The organism is Pseudomonas sp. PAMC 26793 (assembly GCF_000313235.1).
GTDB classification, from domain to species: Bacteria; Pseudomonadota; Gammaproteobacteria; order Pseudomonadales; family Pseudomonadaceae; genus Aquipseudomonas; species Aquipseudomonas yamanorum.
Genome location: NZ_AMXG01000026.1, coordinates 190,029 through 205,005, shown reverse-complemented (window position 1 = coordinate 205,005; position 14,977 = coordinate 190,029). Strand labels below are relative to the sequence as shown.

16 protein-coding genes are annotated in these 14,977 nt (G+C 62.6%); 6 read left to right on the top strand and 10 right to left on the bottom strand.

The genetic code is table 11. The features are described 5' to 3' along the window. Positions 1-11: 11 nt before the first annotated feature. Both D109_RS0111225 and D109_RS0111220 read left to right on the top strand, forming a co-directional pair. Positions 12-818, top strand: a complete 807-nt coding sequence (locus D109_RS0111225) for a gamma-carboxygeranoyl-CoA hydratase (protein WP_017476970.1) — start codon at positions 12-14, stop codon at positions 816-818. Continuing rightward, positions 815-2,752, top strand: coding sequence for an acetyl/propionyl/methylcrotonyl-CoA carboxylase subunit alpha (locus tag D109_RS0111220; RefSeq protein ID WP_017476969.1), 1,938 nt, complete (start codon positions 815-817; stop codon positions 2,750-2,752). Before D109_RS0111225 ends, D109_RS0111220 begins: the two co-directional genes overlap by 4 nt. On the opposite strand, the gene D109_RS0111215 is transcribed toward D109_RS0111220, so the two are convergent. Next, on the bottom strand, positions 2,749-3,396 hold the full coding sequence (locus tag D109_RS0111215) for a LexA family transcriptional regulator (RefSeq protein WP_026077892.1): 648 nt from the start codon (positions 3,394-3,396) through the stop codon (positions 2,749-2,751). The two genes, D109_RS0111220 and D109_RS0111215, sit on opposite strands and share 4 nt — an antisense overlap. Positions 3,397-3,526: 130 nt before the next feature. Here D109_RS0111215 and D109_RS0111210 point away from each other — a divergent pair, with 130 nt between their 5' ends. Together D109_RS0111210 and D109_RS0111205 are read left to right on the top strand one after the other, a co-directional pair. Beyond that, on the top strand, positions 3,527-3,889 hold the full coding sequence (locus D109_RS0111210; RefSeq protein ID WP_017476967.1) for a DUF6124 family protein: 363 nt from the start codon (positions 3,527-3,529) through the stop codon (positions 3,887-3,889). Positions 3,890-4,355: 466 nt separating this feature from the next. Beyond that, positions 4,356-5,507, top strand: coding sequence for a M14-type cytosolic carboxypeptidase (locus D109_RS0111205; protein ID WP_017476966.1), 1,152 nt, complete (start codon positions 4,356-4,358; stop codon positions 5,505-5,507). 55 nt (positions 5,508-5,562) lie between these two features. On the opposite strand, the gene D109_RS0111200 is transcribed toward D109_RS0111205, so the two are convergent. Both D109_RS0111200 and D109_RS0111195 read right to left on the bottom strand, forming a co-directional pair. Continuing rightward, positions 5,563-6,102 (bottom strand): cytochrome b, encoded by a 540-nt coding sequence (locus D109_RS0111200; RefSeq protein ID WP_017476965.1) that lies wholly within the window; start codon positions 6,100-6,102, stop codon positions 5,563-5,565. After that, a complete protein-coding gene (locus D109_RS0111195; RefSeq protein ID WP_017476964.1) occupies positions 6,099-7,181 on the bottom strand; it encodes a catalase family peroxidase in 1,083 nt (360 codons plus the stop codon). Before D109_RS0111195 ends, D109_RS0111200 begins: the two co-directional genes overlap by 4 nt. Before the next feature lie 171 nt (positions 7,182-7,352). Between D109_RS0111195 and D109_RS0111190 the strand changes: the two genes are divergently transcribed. Then, a complete protein-coding gene (locus D109_RS0111190) occupies positions 7,353-7,859 on the top strand; it encodes an RNA polymerase sigma factor (protein ID WP_017476963.1) in 507 nt (168 codons plus the stop codon). Further along, positions 7,856-8,608 (top strand): anti-sigma factor, encoded by a 753-nt coding sequence (locus D109_RS0111185; RefSeq protein ID WP_017476962.1) that lies wholly within the window; start codon positions 7,856-7,858, stop codon positions 8,606-8,608. Before D109_RS0111190 ends, D109_RS0111185 begins: the two co-directional genes overlap by 4 nt. Here the strand turns inward: D109_RS0111185 and D109_RS0111180 are convergent. The 7 genes from D109_RS0111180 to D109_RS0111150 are packed head-to-tail and all read right to left on the bottom strand — an operon-like array spanning position 8,605 to position 14,939. Further along, positions 8,605-9,567 carry a spore coat U domain-containing protein gene (locus D109_RS0111180; RefSeq protein ID WP_017476961.1) on the bottom strand — a complete coding sequence of 321 codons (963 nt, stop codon included), beginning with the start codon at positions 9,565-9,567 and terminating at the stop codon, positions 8,605-8,607. The genes D109_RS0111185 and D109_RS0111180 overlap by 4 nt on opposite strands. 37 nt (positions 9,568-9,604) lie before the next feature. Then, positions 9,605-11,998 carry a fimbria/pilus outer membrane usher protein gene (locus D109_RS0111175; RefSeq protein WP_017476960.1) on the bottom strand — a complete coding sequence of 798 codons (2,394 nt, stop codon included), beginning with the start codon at positions 11,996-11,998 and terminating at the stop codon, positions 9,605-9,607. 41 nt (positions 11,999-12,039) lie between these two features. Next, positions 12,040-12,825, bottom strand: coding sequence for a molecular chaperone (locus tag D109_RS0111170; protein ID WP_017476959.1), 786 nt, complete (start codon positions 12,823-12,825; stop codon positions 12,040-12,042). Between the two features lie 26 nt (positions 12,826-12,851). Continuing rightward, positions 12,852-13,304 carry a spore coat U domain-containing protein gene (locus D109_RS0111165; RefSeq protein WP_017476958.1) on the bottom strand — a complete coding sequence of 151 codons (453 nt, stop codon included), beginning with the start codon at positions 13,302-13,304 and terminating at the stop codon, positions 12,852-12,854. A gap of 52 nt (positions 13,305-13,356) precedes the next feature. Then, complete coding sequence (locus tag D109_RS0111160; RefSeq protein ID WP_026077890.1) at positions 13,357-13,893, bottom strand: spore coat protein U domain-containing protein; 537 nt, start codon at positions 13,891-13,893, stop codon at positions 13,357-13,359. An 18-nt stretch (positions 13,894-13,911) separates the two neighbouring features. After that, positions 13,912-14,454 carry a spore coat protein U domain-containing protein gene (locus tag D109_RS0111155; RefSeq protein WP_017476956.1) on the bottom strand — a complete coding sequence of 181 codons (543 nt, stop codon included), beginning with the start codon at positions 14,452-14,454 and terminating at the stop codon, positions 13,912-13,914. Further along, complete coding sequence (locus D109_RS0111150) at positions 14,448-14,939, bottom strand: spore coat U domain-containing protein (RefSeq protein WP_050555064.1); 492 nt, start codon at positions 14,937-14,939, stop codon at positions 14,448-14,450. Before D109_RS0111150 ends, D109_RS0111155 begins: the two co-directional genes overlap by 7 nt. Between the last annotated feature and the right edge of the window lie 38 nt (positions 14,940-14,977).

Genomic DNA, 14,977 nt, shown 5'->3' with positions numbered 1-14,977 from the left:
AGCTGCACCCCATGACCGATTTCAACACCCTCGAACTGATCACCGACCCCCGTGGTTTTGCCACCCTGTGGCTCAGTCGTGAAGCCAAGAACAACGCGTTCAACGCCGAAATGATCCGCGAATTGATCATTGCCCTGGACCAGGTGCAAGGCGACCCGGCCCTGCGTTTCCTGGTACTGCGCGGGCGCGGCAAACACTTCAGCGCCGGTGCCGACCTGGCCTGGATGCAGCAGTCGGCCGAGCTGGATTACCACACCAACCTGGACGATGCCCGTGAACTGGCGGAGCTGATGTACAACCTCGCCAAGCTGAAGATCCCGACGCTGGCGGTGGTTCAGGGCGCGGCCTACGGCGGGGCCCTCGGGTTGATCAGTTGCTGCGACATGGCAATTGGTGCCGATGATGCGCAGTTCTGCCTCTCGGAAGTACGCATTGGCCTGGCGCCGGCGGTGATCAGCCCGTTCGTGGTGCAGGCGATCGGTGAGCGGGCTGCCCGCCGCTATGCCCTCACGGCGGAGCGCTTTGGCGGTCAGCGGGCGCGGGAAATCGGGCTGCTGGCGGAAAGTTATCCCGCTGATGATTTGGACGTACACGTCGAATTGTGGATTACCAATCTGCTGCTCAACAGCCCGGCGGCCATGCGCGCCAGCAAGGACCTGCTACGGGAAGTCGGCCATGGCGCCCTGACGCCGGCGTTGCGTCGCTATTGCGAAAACTCCATCGCCCGGATCCGCGTCAGCGCCGAAGGCCAGGAAGGCCTGCGCGCCTTTCTGCAAAAACGCGCGCCCAACTGGCAGCCTCAGGAGCCGCGTTCATGAAGACGCTTACCACTGTATTGGTGGCCAATCGCGGTGAAATCGCTTGCCGTGTCATGCGCACCGCCAAGGCCATGGGCTTGACCACCGTGGCCGTGCACAGCGCCACGGACCGCGACGCGCGACATGCCCGCGAGGCGGATATTCGTGTGGACCTGGGCGGCAGCAAGGCCGCCGACAGTTACCTGCAAATTGACAAATTGATCGCCGCGGCCCAAGCCAGTGGCGCCCAGGCGATTCACCCGGGTTATGGGTTTCTGTCGGAGAACGCAGGGTTTGCCCGTGCCATTGAAGCGGCCGGGCTGATCTTCCTCGGCCCGCCCGCCTCGGCCATTGATGCCATGGGCAGCAAATCTGCGGCCAAGGCGTTGATGGAGACCGCCGGCGTGCCGCTGGTACCCGGTTACCACGGCGACGCCCAGGACCTGGAGACCTTTCGCCAGGCGGCCGAGCGTATCGGTTACCCGGTGTTGCTCAAGGCCACGGCAGGCGGTGGCGGCAAGGGTATGAAAGTGGTCGAGGATGTCAGCCAGTTGGCCGAAGCGTTGGCCTCGGCACAGCGTGAAGCACTTTCATCCTTTGGCAACGCGCAGATGCTGGTGGAGAAGTATCTGCTCAAGCCGCGCCACGTGGAAATTCAGGTGTTCGCCGACCAGCACGGTCATTGCCTGTACCTGAATGAGCGCGATTGCTCGATCCAGCGCCGCCACCAAAAAGTCGTCGAAGAAGCCCCCGCGCCTGGCCTGAGTGCCGAGCAACGCAAGGCTATGGGCGAAGCAGCGGTGCGTGCCGCACAGGCCATCGGTTACGTGGGCGCGGGCACCGTGGAGTTTCTGCTGGACGCACGGGGCGAGTTTTTCTTCATGGAAATGAATACCCGGCTGCAGGTGGAACACCCGGTGACCGAAGCCATCACCGGCCTGGACCTGGTGGCCTGGCAGATCCGCGTGGCCCAGGGCGAGCCGCTGCCAATGACCCAGAAGCAAGTGCCGCTGCTGGGGCATGCGATTGAAGTGCGCCTGTACGCCGAAGACCCGGCCAATGATTTCCTGCCGGCCACCGGGCACCTGGCGCTGTACCGCGAATCCACGCCAGGGCCGGGGCGCCGGGTGGACAGCGGCGTCGAACAAGGCGACAACGTCTCACCGTTCTACGACCCGATGCTGGGCAAGCTGATTGCCTGGGGCGAGGACCGCGAGCAGGCACGCCTGCGGCTGCTGGGCATGCTCGATGAGTTTGCCGTAGGCGGGCTGAAGACCAACCTGGGCTTCTTGCGACGCATCATCGGCCATCCGGCGTTTGCCGCTGCCGAGCTGGATACCGGGTTTATCCCGCGTTATCAGGATGAGCTGCTACCTGTGCCAGGGGAGTTGAGCGATGAGTTCTGGCAGGCCGCCGGCCAGGCGTTCATGCAGACCCAACCGAACAGTGATTCCAGTTCGCCTTGGGCAGACACGCGCGGCTTTCGCGCCGGCTTGCCGGCCGAGGTTTCCCTGCATTTGAGCTGCAACGGCCAGGATCGCCTGGTAACGCTGCAAGCCGGCATCAACCCGCCACAGGTGCGTGGCGAACAATTGCTGATCGACCAGCAAGGCGTACGCCGCTCCCATCTGGCGGTACGCGAGGGTGGCACTGTGTTTTTGCGCTGGGATGGGGAGGTGCACAGCATCAGCCTGTTCGACCCGATTGCCGCCGTCGACGCCAGCCAGTCCCATCAGGGCGGCCTGACCGCGCCGATGAACGGCAGCATCGTGCGGGTGCTGGTGGAGGTTGGGCAAACGGTTGAAGCCGGTACGCAACTGGTGGTGCTGGAAGCCATGAAGATGGAACACAGCATCCGTGCGCCCCATGCCGGGGTGGTCAAGGCACTATACTGCCAGGAAGGGGAAATGGTCGGTGAAGGCAGCGCATTGGTGGAGCTGGAAGCCGCGAGCTAAAACCTCGTGACCGCCTGCACCACCACGCCGATGATCCGGCATTCTTCGCTGAAGAGCATTTTCGGGTAGGTCGGGTTGAGCGGAACCAGGTAAAGCTGGCCGCTTTGCTTCACCAGCTTGCGCAAGGTCGCCTGGGGATTAAATGCCCATTGGGCCACCACCAGTTTGCCGGGCTCGGGCCTGATGCCCGGGTCCACCAGAACCATCATGCCCTCGGTGATGCTCAAGCCGCTGGGGGCGGCCATGGCATCGCCAGTCACCCGCATCCAGAATGCCTTGCCACGGGCGTGGTAGTCGCTCACCTGGAAACGGCTAGCGCTGTATGACCGAGGTTCTTCCTGCAATAGGTACCCTCCCTTCCCTTCGCTCACCGGGTAACGGTAATTCGGGTTGTAGTGCGGCGCCGGCTCCAGCTCCTGCGCAACTGGCGCAACCGCTTTTTCGCGGACCACCAGCGCCACCTCGAGGTCATCCAGGCCCAGCTCCTGCATCACCCGGTTCATGTCGGCCAGGCTCGGCACCCGACGCTTGTTCAGCCAATGGCCGACCCCGCCCTGGGACATGCCCAGGCGCGACGCCAGTTGATCCTGAGTGACCTTGCGGTCTTTCATGCTGGCCTTGACCAACGCTATCCACTTATCCATGGGGCCTGACAATACGTTGTGTACTCCCAACGACAATAAACAGTTTGTAGTAATCAATAAAACGCCATAAATACGATTAGTACTAATATCGGTTGCAGGCTTTCGACATCCACCCAGAGCACCGACCTTTATGACGACAACCCCATATTCCCTGCCCGAAATCTGCGATGAAGACGAGCTGCTGTTCATGCGCAGCAGTGGCGCCGCCCAACGCGCGCTGGACTATTACCTGAAAGAGGAGGGTACGCCGCCTTCCGTTGACGACACCTTGTTCGAGGCCAAGCCCGGCATCAGCGACGAGGAAGCCCTGGTCCACGCTTCCGACCTGCTGCGCAGCGCAGCGGCCACCGCGTACGAATCGGCGAACAGCGCCCACGGCAATAGCCGGGACCTGGCATTTTCAGTGGTCTATTTGATTGATATGGCGAAGGTGATGGTGGAGCGGTCGCTGCGGTTTTCGGCAAAGGACACCGAACACCCGGCCAGGATGTAGCAGACACAAAGGAAAAATATTTCTATCAGGCGGATAAAAACACTTGACTTGCAAATGATAATGATTATTATTGGACCCAGCTGATCGCGAGATCAGTCGATAGACCAAGATACCTTAGGTCGGACTCTTGGAATATCTCCTCATCAGGCTAATCACGGTTTTTGACCCGGCTCTTTGGCCGGGTCTTTTTTTTGCCAGTTTTTCCTGGCATGGCTTCAGGCTAATGAAGACTGTGTGTTACTTGATGGCGCGCATGGTAGCAAAAGACTATCGCCCAATGAAAGTCGATCGAGCGCTCTAGGCCGGTTCTTTCAAAAATAGCACTTGAGAATCAATCTCATAGATTCTAAGCTGCTGCGGCGTCAAGGAGGACGCCCCCACTTTCCCCTGCAAAAATTGCATCCAGGCTTTACCCCGCTCCGGTGTAAAATGCCCGCCACAACACTCATATTCAGGCAACCAGACTATGACCGTGGCCTTGACCTCTATCAAGATCAGCACCGACTTCGACAGCGGCAATATCCAGGTACTCGATGCCAGTGATGCCCACCAGTTGCTGCTGGCCATCAAACCCGATACGCGCAGCCAGCATTTCCAGTGGTTCCACTTCAAGGCCGAAGGCATGCATGTGGGGCACACCCACACTTTCCGCCTGAGCAACGCGGGCCATTCTTCCTACAAACACGCCTGGAGCGGCTACAACGCCGTGGCGTCCTACGACCATATCAACTGGTTCCGAGTGCCCACCCGCTTTGATGGAGAGACGCTGCACATCACCCTCGAAACCCGCGAAAAACAAGCCTGGTTCGCCTACTTCGAACCCTACAGCCGCGAACGCCACGACCGGCTGATCGACCAGGCGCTGAACCGCGCTGGCACGCAATTGCTGGCCACCGGCAAAAGTGCCGAAGGCCGGGATATCCAATTGCTGCGCCGTGGCAAAGGCGAGGCCAATAAGCGCAAGGTCTGGATCATCGCCCAGCAGCATCCCGGCGAGCATATGGCCGAATGGTTTATGGAAGGCATCATCGAGCGCCTGCAGCAGGACGGTGACACCGAGCTGAAAAAGCTCCTGGCCGCCGCCGACCTGTACCTGGTGCCGAACATGAACCCCGATGGCGCCTTCCATGGCCATCTGCGCACCAACGCCATGGGCCAGGACCTCAACCGCGCCTGGCAGAACGCTAGCCAGGAGATCAGTCCCGAAGTGCTGTTCGTCCAGCAGCAAATGGAAAAATACGGCGTTGACCTGTTCCTGGATATCCACGGCGACGAGGAAATCCCCTACGTGTTCACCGCCGGTTGTGAAGGCAACCCCGGCTACACGCCGCGCATCGAGCAGTTGGAGAAACACTTCCGCAGCCACTTGAGCGGCCTCACCCGGGACTTCCAGACCGAGCACGGCTACACCCGCGACCTGCCGGGCGAAGCCAACATGACCTTGGCGTGCAACAGCGTCGGCGAGAAGTTCGATTGCCTGTCCCTGACCCTGGAAATGCCCTTCAAGGACAACGACGACGCGCCCAACCCGCACACTGGCTGGTCGGGTAAACGCTCGATGCAGTTGGGTAAGGATGTGTTGAGCAGCGTGGCGGATATCGTCGACGTACTGCGTTAGGCATCCACCCTCCCCGGCGACGGCTGCACCCCGGCAGCCGTCGCCGGGCAAGGTTTCAGTCCTTGGTCCCGGTCATGCTTTGCAGCACGCCGTCACGCCGGATCAAACCGTGAAACAGCGCCGCCGCCAGGTGCAACAGCACCGTCAGAAACAGCAAATACGCCAGATAACCGTGAGCCTTGCGCAACACCGCAAACAGTGGCGCATTCGCCCCCACCAGCGCCGGCAATTGCACCGAACTGCTGAGCATCACCGGATCACCGGCCGCCGAAATCATTGCCCAACCCAACAGCGGCAATACCAGCATCAATGCATACAGCACCACGTGGGAGGCCTTGGCCGCCAACGCTTGCCACAGGGGCAAGTCCGCCGGAAGCGGTGGCTGACGGGTTGAAAACCGTACCACCAAGCGCGCGATCACCAGTGCCAGGATCGCAATCCCCAACGGCTTGTGCAGGTGGATCAGCCACTCATGGCGTTCCGATACCGAGGCCACCATGCCCGCGCCGATAAACAGCATGGCGATGATCATCAACGCCATCAGCCAGTGCAGCAGGCGCGCCAGCGGGGCGAAAAAACGGGGTTGGGCATTCATGGCTTCGACTCCTGAGGGGCGCTGTGCAACTGGCTGACTTCGCCGGTGCGACGCAAGTAAGAACTGGCGTACGCCGCCGAACGGGCGGCCAGCAGTGGGTCATTCGAGGCTTCGATACCGCTCGGCAGGATCAGTGGATCAAAGTTGATGTCGCGGCAATCACCGTCCATTTGCGGCTGGCTGCTTTCCAGCACCAGGGTCCCGGCATTCAGCACCTTGTGCTCGCCGGCCCAGGTCTTGCTGGCGTCATCCACCGGGTCTCCCGGGTTGGCCAGGGTCAGGTTCAACTGCCAACGCAGCGGCCCGGCCACCAGGCGCTGGGCCAGGTCTTTTTCGAGGAAATCGCTGCCGGCGGGCGTCGTGGCCCCCGCAGTATCCTGGCTTTGGGGCACGACGCCCCAACGCACGGCCTGGCGTTGGCCGCTGGCGTTTACCAGGTAAAACGCGTTGATGCCGTTATAGGTCTCGGTGGCGTAGCTGGCAGACGGCTTGGCAGTCTTGACCCAGGCCAGGAACGGCGCGGTCTCGGGGTGCGAAGCGAAGAACGCCGGCATACCCGCCGGGTTCGGCTTGCCGGTGGCCGGGTCAGGTGCGCCGGCCTTGAGCATCTCAAAGAAGGCCTCGGGCGTGCCCACCGGGAACACCGGCATGCTGTTCATCCCGGTGCGCCATTGCTGGCCGTTGGCCAAGCTGAATTGCAAGGCAAAGCTGCGGATCGGCACGCTGCTGTCCGGCGCATACGGGTTGCCGCTGGGCAGCGCAAAACGCCCGATGATCGGTGTACGCGCCTCGCTGAATACCTGGGCACTGGAGTACTGGCGCGCCTCGGCGCTGCTCTCGAAATAACCGGCCACGCACACGCCCTTGGCATGGTTGCGACGGTAGCCAGGGTGCAAACCATTGTTGGTTTCCAGGGCGTTGACCAAGGTTTTGGGGCGCAACCGCTGCGGGTCGAGGCTACCGTTGACGTAGGCAAACGCCCCGGCCACAACCGCAACCACCACGCCGATGCTGGCCAACCGAATTATCAGGCTTGCGGTGCTCAGCGGCGGACGGGGCGGTGATGAGTGATCTACCATGAAATAACTCCAGGGCCAGGGGCCTTGAGTGGGTGAAACATAAGGTCGGAACACTTGGGACGAACGCCAGCGCACTCTATTCCCTGGCCTGCTGTTTATTTTTATTGGCCTGGAATAACCTTCAACGCCGGACGTCTTCCTAGTCCCAGCGTAGTGACTAGCCAGAACCCCATGCACGAACTCGACGAACAGTTACGTGAACTCATACCCAGGTTGCGGCGTTTTGCCGTGTCCCTGACGCGTAACACCAGCAGCGCCGACGACCTGGTGCAGGCAAGCCTTGAGCGCGCGATCATCAGTTGGGCCGACAAACGCCTCGAAGGCGACTTGCGCGCCTGGCTGTTCTCGATCCTCTACCGGCAGTTCCTCGACGCCCATCGACGTTCCCGGCGGTACACGCGCATGTTGGAATTCTTCAGCGGCCGCGATGACTCGCAGCCGTCGGTCGAGCGCACCGTCATCGCGCAATCGACCCTGCAAGCCTTCGACCAATTGAACACCGAACAGCGCGCCCTGCTGCTATGGGTCTCGGTGGAAGGCTTGAGCTACAAAGAAGTCGCCGACATCCTTGAGGTGCCCGTGGGCACCGTGATGTCTCGTCTGTCACGTGCGCGCCAGGCCCTGCGCCAGCTCAGCGACGGCGAAATCACCAGCCCTGCCCTGCGGATACTCAAATGATCAGCCTGCCTCCCAGCGAACGCGATTTGCATGCCTACGTCGATCACCAATTGCTGGACGCCGACCGCCGCCAGCTTGAAACCTGGCTGGCGGCCCACCCGGACGTCGCCGCCCAGGTGCACGCCTGGCAACAGGACGCACAGCACCTGCGGGCGTCCTTGAGCGGCATGCTGCAACAGCCGGCCAACCCCGAACTGGACCCGGCCCTGATTCGCCAGCGGGTCAAACGCCAGTCACGCCGCCATCTCGCGACGGCCGCCATGCTGTTGATTGCCGTCAGTGTCGGCGGCCTCGGCGGCTGGCAGGCCCGCCAGGCAACCCTGGCCGACAACCTCTTGCCCATGACCGATGCGATGCAGGCCTACCGCCTGTTCGCCCAGGACGGCATCCTGCCCGCCGACTACCACGTGCAAAGCGGCGGCGACATGCAAGGCTGGCTCGACCGTTATTTCAACCAGGCCTACCGCCTGCCTGACCTGAGTCAGGCCGGGTTCAAGGCGGTCAGCGGGCGCCTGCTCAGCACCGAACAGGGTGCAGCGGCCATGGTGCTGTATGAAGACCCCCAAGGGCGGCGCATCAGCTTCTATATCCGTCCACCAGGTCCGGAAAACAAATTCCTGCCCCGTGGCAGCCGCAGTGCCGACGGGCTGCAGGCCGAATACTGGTCAGGCGCAGGCTACAACTATGCGATGGTCAGCCCGCAAGACCCGTCGACCACGCAGATGCTCAAGCAGACGATGCGGTTCTAGAAGGCCACATCCAGCACCACGTTATCGACGTAGGTGCCGGCCGGCGGTGTGGTCTGGTTGGTATAGATCGCGGCGTTGTAGTTGAACACCTGGCTACCGGTACCCAGACCATTTCCGGGATTCACCTCAGCCGTGGAACTGGCGCGCCGGGCGGTACTCACGCTGCCCCAACGGGTGGTGGTGGCGCTTTTGAAAATGTCGTAACTCAGGAAATTGCTGCCAGAAACCATCCGCCGCTGCCCACCCACACTCACCGGGTTCTGGCCATCGCTGATGCCCACGGTGTAGGCGCTGCCCTTGGTGCACGCAATGGTGGCCTGCCCGCTCACGCTGGAAAAACCACTGACCACCGGCGCACTGCCGAAGGCGATGTTGGGCGCAGAGATTGTGCAGTCGTTGGCCACGGTCATGCTGACGGTCAGGGAAGCCGTGCCACTGCCGATATCTCGTACCACACAGAGGCTGCCAACCCCTAGGGCCGAGCAATAGTTCCAGCTCCAGGCGATGCTCAATGTCTCGGTATAAAGGCCAGCCGCCACATTGCTGCCGATGATCGAACTCAGATAAAGCGGCACGGTTTTCGTGCCCGGCCCGGATACCAGCCCCAGGCTTTGGGCGATGCCGGTGGCACCGAAATCAAATTGGGTACCGCGAGTGATCGGGTAGCTGGTGCTGTTATTGCCGTAGATCGTATAGCTGATGATATCCCCGGTGGGGCCGACCATGCCGCTGGTGGCCGACGTGATGGTTGCATAGAAGTGATCATTGGCGGCCAGCAAAGAGATCAGCGTGGCCCCACAGCTCAAGCCGGCATTGGTAGTGGAACTGGTCTGGGGGGCGGTACGCACCGTCATCGAACTGATCGAGCCAAAGCCGGCCGGCGAGGTGGTTCCCGGCACCGAACACGCGGCCATCACCTGTGTCGAAAAGCCCAGCCCCGCCAGCACCAGCAGCCCCACTATGCATTCCTTGCCCCGCACACCCACACTCCTTATCTCATTGGCACACCAGCGGCCCGATCAGCGGCACCTGTGCTTCGTTGATATCCAGATCAAACGTTGCCTGGCAGGTACGGCCCTCACCCACAGTGACTTGCAAGGTGTTGTGGGCCGCCAGGTTCTCCAGGTACACCAGGCCATCCCAGCCCACCACCGCCCGCGCCCCGCTTTGCTCGTGGCGCACCTGGCTGCCCAGGGGCAGCTCCTGATGCAGGGCATCCACCAGGGTGATACTGGCCGCGATCACCCGGCGCACCGGGAATTCCAGCAAGTAGCCGCTGCCGCGACGCACCGCCACCCGCTGCTCGACATTCGGGGTCTGCACGGTGACCGGCAGGTTCAGCGGGTCGATTTCATACTTGCCGCGGTAATAAGCGCTGCTCCATGGCACCAGCAGATGCCCGTTGCGATCGGTTTCACCCACCAACTGGTTTTCATAAAGCACCGGCACCCCGGCATAACCGTCGGTGCTCACCACCACAAAGGCATCATTCACCCGGTTGGCCGTGAATACTTGCTTGTCCATCCACACCAGCGAGCCGCTGGCATCCGCCCAGCGGGTCTCGGCGTCGCTGCTGCCATAGACACCCGCCTGCAATTGCACCGACTGCATGCGCCAGGTCAGGTCGGCCTGGCGATAAGCCGGCCCGTCGCCGCTGGCATACCCAAGGTTGTAGCCCACACCGCCCTCGGACGGCACCGCCCGGCTGTAGTTGACCCGCTGGCGACTCTCGCCCGCCTGGCTGCGCTCGTTGCTCAGGGCCAGGCTGCCGTAGACGTCGAACGGAATCACCAACTGCGCCTGCATGGCCCAGTTGCTGTCACCGACCTCACGGTTGGCCGACAGGTAGAAACTGGTGTTGCGCCACAACTGCTTGCTCCACGTCAGGTTCAACAGCCGGGTGCGGGAGTCATCGGCCGCCTGCACATCGAAATAGCCGGCACCGATGCTGCCGAAGTCGTTGAGGTTCAGGCTCAGGGTCACCTGCTCGCTGCGTTTGCTGAGGCTCGCATAAGGCGTGTCGACCAGGGTCAGGTCGGCGTACTGGTCGCGGCGCTCTACCCGTTGGTAAGACAGGCTGTAGCGCTGGTTGCTGTATTGATAACCGACGCTCAGTTGCTGGCCGGTCTCGCCGTCAAACTGGCTTTGGCTGAGGGCCGTGTTGAGCACTCCGAAGTTGCCCAGCCGCACGTTGCCGCCGAGCCCGCCCAGGGTCAGGTCGCCTGCGGCTTCGGCATGGCTTTCCAGGGTGACGTAGTCCGATACCCCGTAACGAAACGTGCCGCTGGCCACTCCGGCGCCGTAGCCAAAATCCCGAAGGGTGTAGTCACGGCGCAAATGACCGGCCGCTACCGAAAAGTCCGACAGGCCTTTTTGCAATAACGTACTGGTGACGTAGAACGGCACCGTGGTTGAAACCTGCCGACCCAACGCATCGGTGGTGACTACCACGGCTTCGCCGGCACCGTTGATAAACGGCACGTTGGTCAGGGTATAAGGGCCCGGCTGCAGGTCGGCACTGCTGGACTTGTAGCCGTTGATAAACAGGTCCACCGACGACGGCACCGCCGCCTCCCCGGCAAACTGCGGCAAGGGGTAAGTCACCAGGTCCGGGCGTACGCCGAAGTCTCGCGACACCTGCACCCCGCCCAGGCGCACAGAGCTGCTCCACGGCAACGCGCCGCTGATCACGTCGCCCGCCTCGTAGGTCAGCAGGCGTTCATCGTCGGAAAAGCGCCAGGTGGTGTCATAGCGCCGGTAGCCATTGTCCAGGGTGCTGCCGTTGGTCTGGCCGCCAAAGGTGGTGCGGTACTGGCCGGTATTGGACAACGTGCCCCACGTGTCGAACAGCCGCACTTCGTTGAAGATACCCAGGTAAGTGCCGGCATCATCGGTGTCATTCAAGTAGGCATCGTAGTTGAGCAACGCACCAAAACTGGTGAGCGCCTGGGTGCGCGGGTAGTTATCGCGGTTGCCGATGAACTGCGCCGGCAACCATGCCGGCGGTACCGTCAGCATCAGGCGCTGGCCCTGGCTGTCGTAATCGGTGTGCAAGCCAGGCACGTGGTCCAGAGCGACCTCGGTGGTGATGTCAGCCGGCAGTTTCATACCAACGTCCCGCAAGGTCGCCGCCGGCACAAACAGGCCGCCGGCACGCTGATCCACGGCGACCACCCGGCCGGTGTCCATCTGGTTGACCACCAATTCAAGGAACAACTGTGCATCGGCCACAGCCTCCATGTTGCTGGGGGGCGGCGGCAACGGAGCGGCCACGCCAAGCGGCGCAAGCGCCAGGCCAGACAGGCCGCCCACCACCCACACCGATTGCCATCGACTACGAGCCCGCTCAAGGCTCACCAAGGCATTGTGTCCATCAATGGACATCTCCATCCGTTAAGACCCAGGGCTACTCCATGCCCTATTCCATTGCGTTACCGTCCCGGGGCAAGGTTCTCCAGTTGCGTTGCCCCGTTGACTCGCACCTGTAGCGGCTGATCGCCAGCTACCCCTTCCGGCACCGGCCAGCGCATGGTTGCGCCCGGCAGTACATAGCCGAGCAGGCCGTCCACCAGCGGCCGGGTCTGCCCGCCCTGCTTGAACGCGACATCCGTGAGCCGCGCGTGCACCGCGCCCTGGTTGCGCATCTCCACATAGGTGCGCCCGCCCACCGTGACTTTCTTCCAGCTCAGGTCAGGCTTGCCCGCGCCCTTTGGGTCGCGCTGGCGGGTCGCATCTTCCTTGCTCCACAGCCCCGCGCCATAAGCAAACAAGGGCACCGAATAACGCATTTGAAAGCGGATGGCAGCGGCCGTCTTGCCATCGGCGGCGGGAGTGTCAGGGGTAGCGGCAGGAATTTCATCGATGATGATTCGATACGCCAGCTCCTGGCCCGGCGGTACTTCTCGGGTGCGGGTCAGGCGCACCAGTTGCTTCTGCCCCGGTTCGATCTTCGCCACCGGCGGGCTGCCGATCACGTCGCGCTGGTTCTGGTACTGCTCGTCAAACCCACCCTGACTCCAGGCAAATACCCGAATCTGCAAATTGGCAGTCTCTGTACCACGGTTCTCCAACCACAAGGCGCTGGCCTGTTGATCGGCTTCCAGCACCGGGTCAATGGGCCAGATCAGCACAGAACTGGCGGCCTGGACCTGTCCGGCGCCCAACGCCGCCAAGCCCATAAAACCCGCAACCCAATACCACCGGGACGCTGCAAACATAGATTCCACTCCTCATGCCAATCGCCTTACCAGGACAGCTGCACCTGCAGCACGTCGCTGTACGTCCCCCCAGGCTGATTACCCGGTAACACCACCCGGCCGTAAATCGGCAGAGTGATAGTGTTTGCGTTGCTGTAGGCCACGCTGACGCTTTGGCTGATCCCCAGGCTCTGGCTCAGCGCTGCGTCCTGAAACAGTTGATACGCCACTTGGGCACTGCCGCTATTGAGCTGCATGTGCCGCCCACTGACGTTGTGCAAACCGCCATCCACGGTCATGTTCAAGCTGACTCCCGGCGTGCATTGCAGTGTCACCCCGCTGCTCAGCGCCACCGACACCGTGCTGGTGGACAACGACGAGTAGCTGCCAAACGCCAGGCTGCCGTAGTTCGTGCCGCCGCCCACCACCAGGCAGCCTGCGGCAATCGTCGCGCTGACCTGGAGGGTCTGGCTGGTCACCGCCAGCAACGACAACGGCATCCCCCACCCCGTGATGACCGCCAGCGTCGCCCAGCAGGCCCGCTTCACGGCACTAGAACGTCAGTTGCACCGACACCGTGTCGGTGTAGGTACCCGCCGGCAGCCCTGCCTTGCCCACGGCCTGGCCGTAGATGTTCACGGTTTGTGCAACACCCGTGCTCGCGCCCACGTTGATGGTGCCGTTGATCGCCAGGAGCGTTGAATGCCCGGAGTCGGTGTAAAAGTCATACGGCACATAATTGGCCACGCCGTCATACAGCGCCCGGGTGCCGCCGGTGGACTGGCCGTCATGGGAGCCCGCGCCCACGGTGATCACCGGCGAGGTGCCCGACGAACACTGGATCGACAGTGCGCCCCCGCCGCCGCCCAGCACTTGGCCGGACTGGGTGGTGAACTGGCTGTTGGTGGTGCCGAAATTGATCGTACCGAAGTTCAAACCGGTGGTACCGCCCACGCCGTTGACCAGGCAGCTGTTGGTCAGGATCAGCGTGGAGCTGATCTGCCCGGTGACGGTGGTGGCCGCCTGGGCACCCGACACCCACACCAGTGCGACTAATGGAAAAACTGCTTTCGATACACGTGCATGCATGATGTCCATCCTCATGGTTTACCAATCCAGAGTCACCGTCAGGGTGTCTGTGTAGATGCCGGCCGGTAGGGCCCTGGTATTCGCCACCACCGAGCCGAATACCGGGATCGGTACCTGTGCGCCCTTGGTCACGACGAAATTGCGTTGCTGGCCGATGCTGTAGGTGCTCCGGCCCGCCGGGTCGGCCGACAGCCGATACGGTATGGTTTGCCGGCCATTGCTCAAGCGCCGGGTGACGCCGTCGCCATGGGCGCCGCCGTCGATGGTCACGGTGAAACTGCTCACCACCGACGGGTTGCAGGACACCGCCAGTGCCGCCTTGTCGCCATCGCTGATGCCAGCCCCCAGGCCTTTGTCCCAGGTGGGTCCGTGACTGCCGAAATCCAGCAAGGCCGAGCCGCCATCCGGGCTCACCGGCGCGCTGTCGGTGCCCTTGCTCACCTGGCAACTGGCGGTGATCACCAGCCGTGCATGAATCTGCCCGGCCACCGCCGCCTGGGCGTCCTCGGCCAGGAGCAACAGGCCGCCCAGCGCGATGCAGGCCAGGGCTCGGCTTACCATGTCACCGTCACTTTGAGCAGGTCGGTATAACGCCCCACCGCCGGGACTTCCTTGAGCGGCTCGATGCGTGCGTAAAGTGGCAAGTCCACCGTGCCGGAATCCGGCACGCGGCCGCTCACCGGCACGTCCACGGCCAAGGGGATGCGGCGCGCGGCGTCGGCATAAATTCGGTAGGGAATGGGTTTGATCGAAGGGGCGGCGGCGCCCAGGTAACGCACTTCGCCGACGCCGCCATGCAGGCCGCCGTCGACGCGCATCTGATACGGCGTGTCCGGGTTGCACTCCAGGCGTGGCTGGCGCTGGCTGATCAAGGCTGCACTCAACGGGCCAGCCGGGTCATCCAGGCGGGCGCCGCTGCCAAAATCCAGCACGCCGAGCTGCTCGATGCCGGCCTCACGCGTGGTGCCGACCAACTGGCAACCGCGCTGCACGTCGATACGCACCTCAACCTGGAGCTGTGCACCATAAACCGTGTTGCAGAGCATCGCGCCCATGATTGCCAAGACTGCCTGTCCCTTCACTG

Coding starts and splice junctions, on each gene's coding strand:
- D109_RS0111225 (WP_017476970.1), top strand. CDS start 12: ATGACCGATTTCAACACCCTCGAACTGATCACCGACCCCCGTGGTTTT.
- D109_RS0111220 (WP_017476969.1), top strand. CDS start 815: ATGAAGACGCTTACCACTGTATTGGTGGCCAATCGCGGTGAAATCGCT.
- D109_RS0111215 (WP_026077892.1), bottom strand. CDS start 3,396: ATGGATAAGTGGATAGCGTTGGTCAAGGCCAGCATGAAAGACCGCAAG.
- D109_RS0111210 (WP_017476967.1), top strand. CDS start 3,527: ATGACGACAACCCCATATTCCCTGCCCGAAATCTGCGATGAAGACGAG.
- D109_RS0111205 (WP_017476966.1), top strand. CDS start 4,356: ATGACCGTGGCCTTGACCTCTATCAAGATCAGCACCGACTTCGACAGC.
- D109_RS0111200 (WP_017476965.1), bottom strand. CDS start 6,102: ATGAATGCCCAACCCCGTTTTTTCGCCCCGCTGGCGCGCCTGCTGCAC.
- D109_RS0111195 (WP_017476964.1), bottom strand. CDS start 7,181: ATGGTAGATCACTCATCACCGCCCCGTCCGCCGCTGAGCACCGCAAGC.
- D109_RS0111190 (WP_017476963.1), top strand. CDS start 7,353: ATGCACGAACTCGACGAACAGTTACGTGAACTCATACCCAGGTTGCGG.
- D109_RS0111185 (WP_017476962.1), top strand. CDS start 7,856: ATGATCAGCCTGCCTCCCAGCGAACGCGATTTGCATGCCTACGTCGAT.
- D109_RS0111175 (WP_017476960.1), bottom strand. CDS start 11,998: ATGGAGATGTCCATTGATGGACACAATGCCTTGGTGAGCCTTGAGCGG.
- D109_RS0111170 (WP_017476959.1), bottom strand. CDS start 12,825: ATGTTTGCAGCGTCCCGGTGGTATTGGGTTGCGGGTTTTATGGGCTTG.
- D109_RS0111165 (WP_017476958.1), bottom strand. CDS start 13,304: ATGCCGTTGTCGTTGCTGGCGGTGACCAGCCAGACCCTCCAGGTCAGC.
- D109_RS0111160 (WP_026077890.1), bottom strand. CDS start 13,893: ATGCATGCACGTGTATCGAAAGCAGTTTTTCCATTAGTCGCACTGGTG.
- D109_RS0111155 (WP_017476956.1), bottom strand. CDS start 14,454: ATGGTAAGCCGAGCCCTGGCCTGCATCGCGCTGGGCGGCCTGTTGCTC.
- D109_RS0111150 (WP_050555064.1), bottom strand. CDS start 14,939: ATGCTCTGCAACACGGTTTATGGTGCACAGCTCCAGGTTGAGGTGCGT.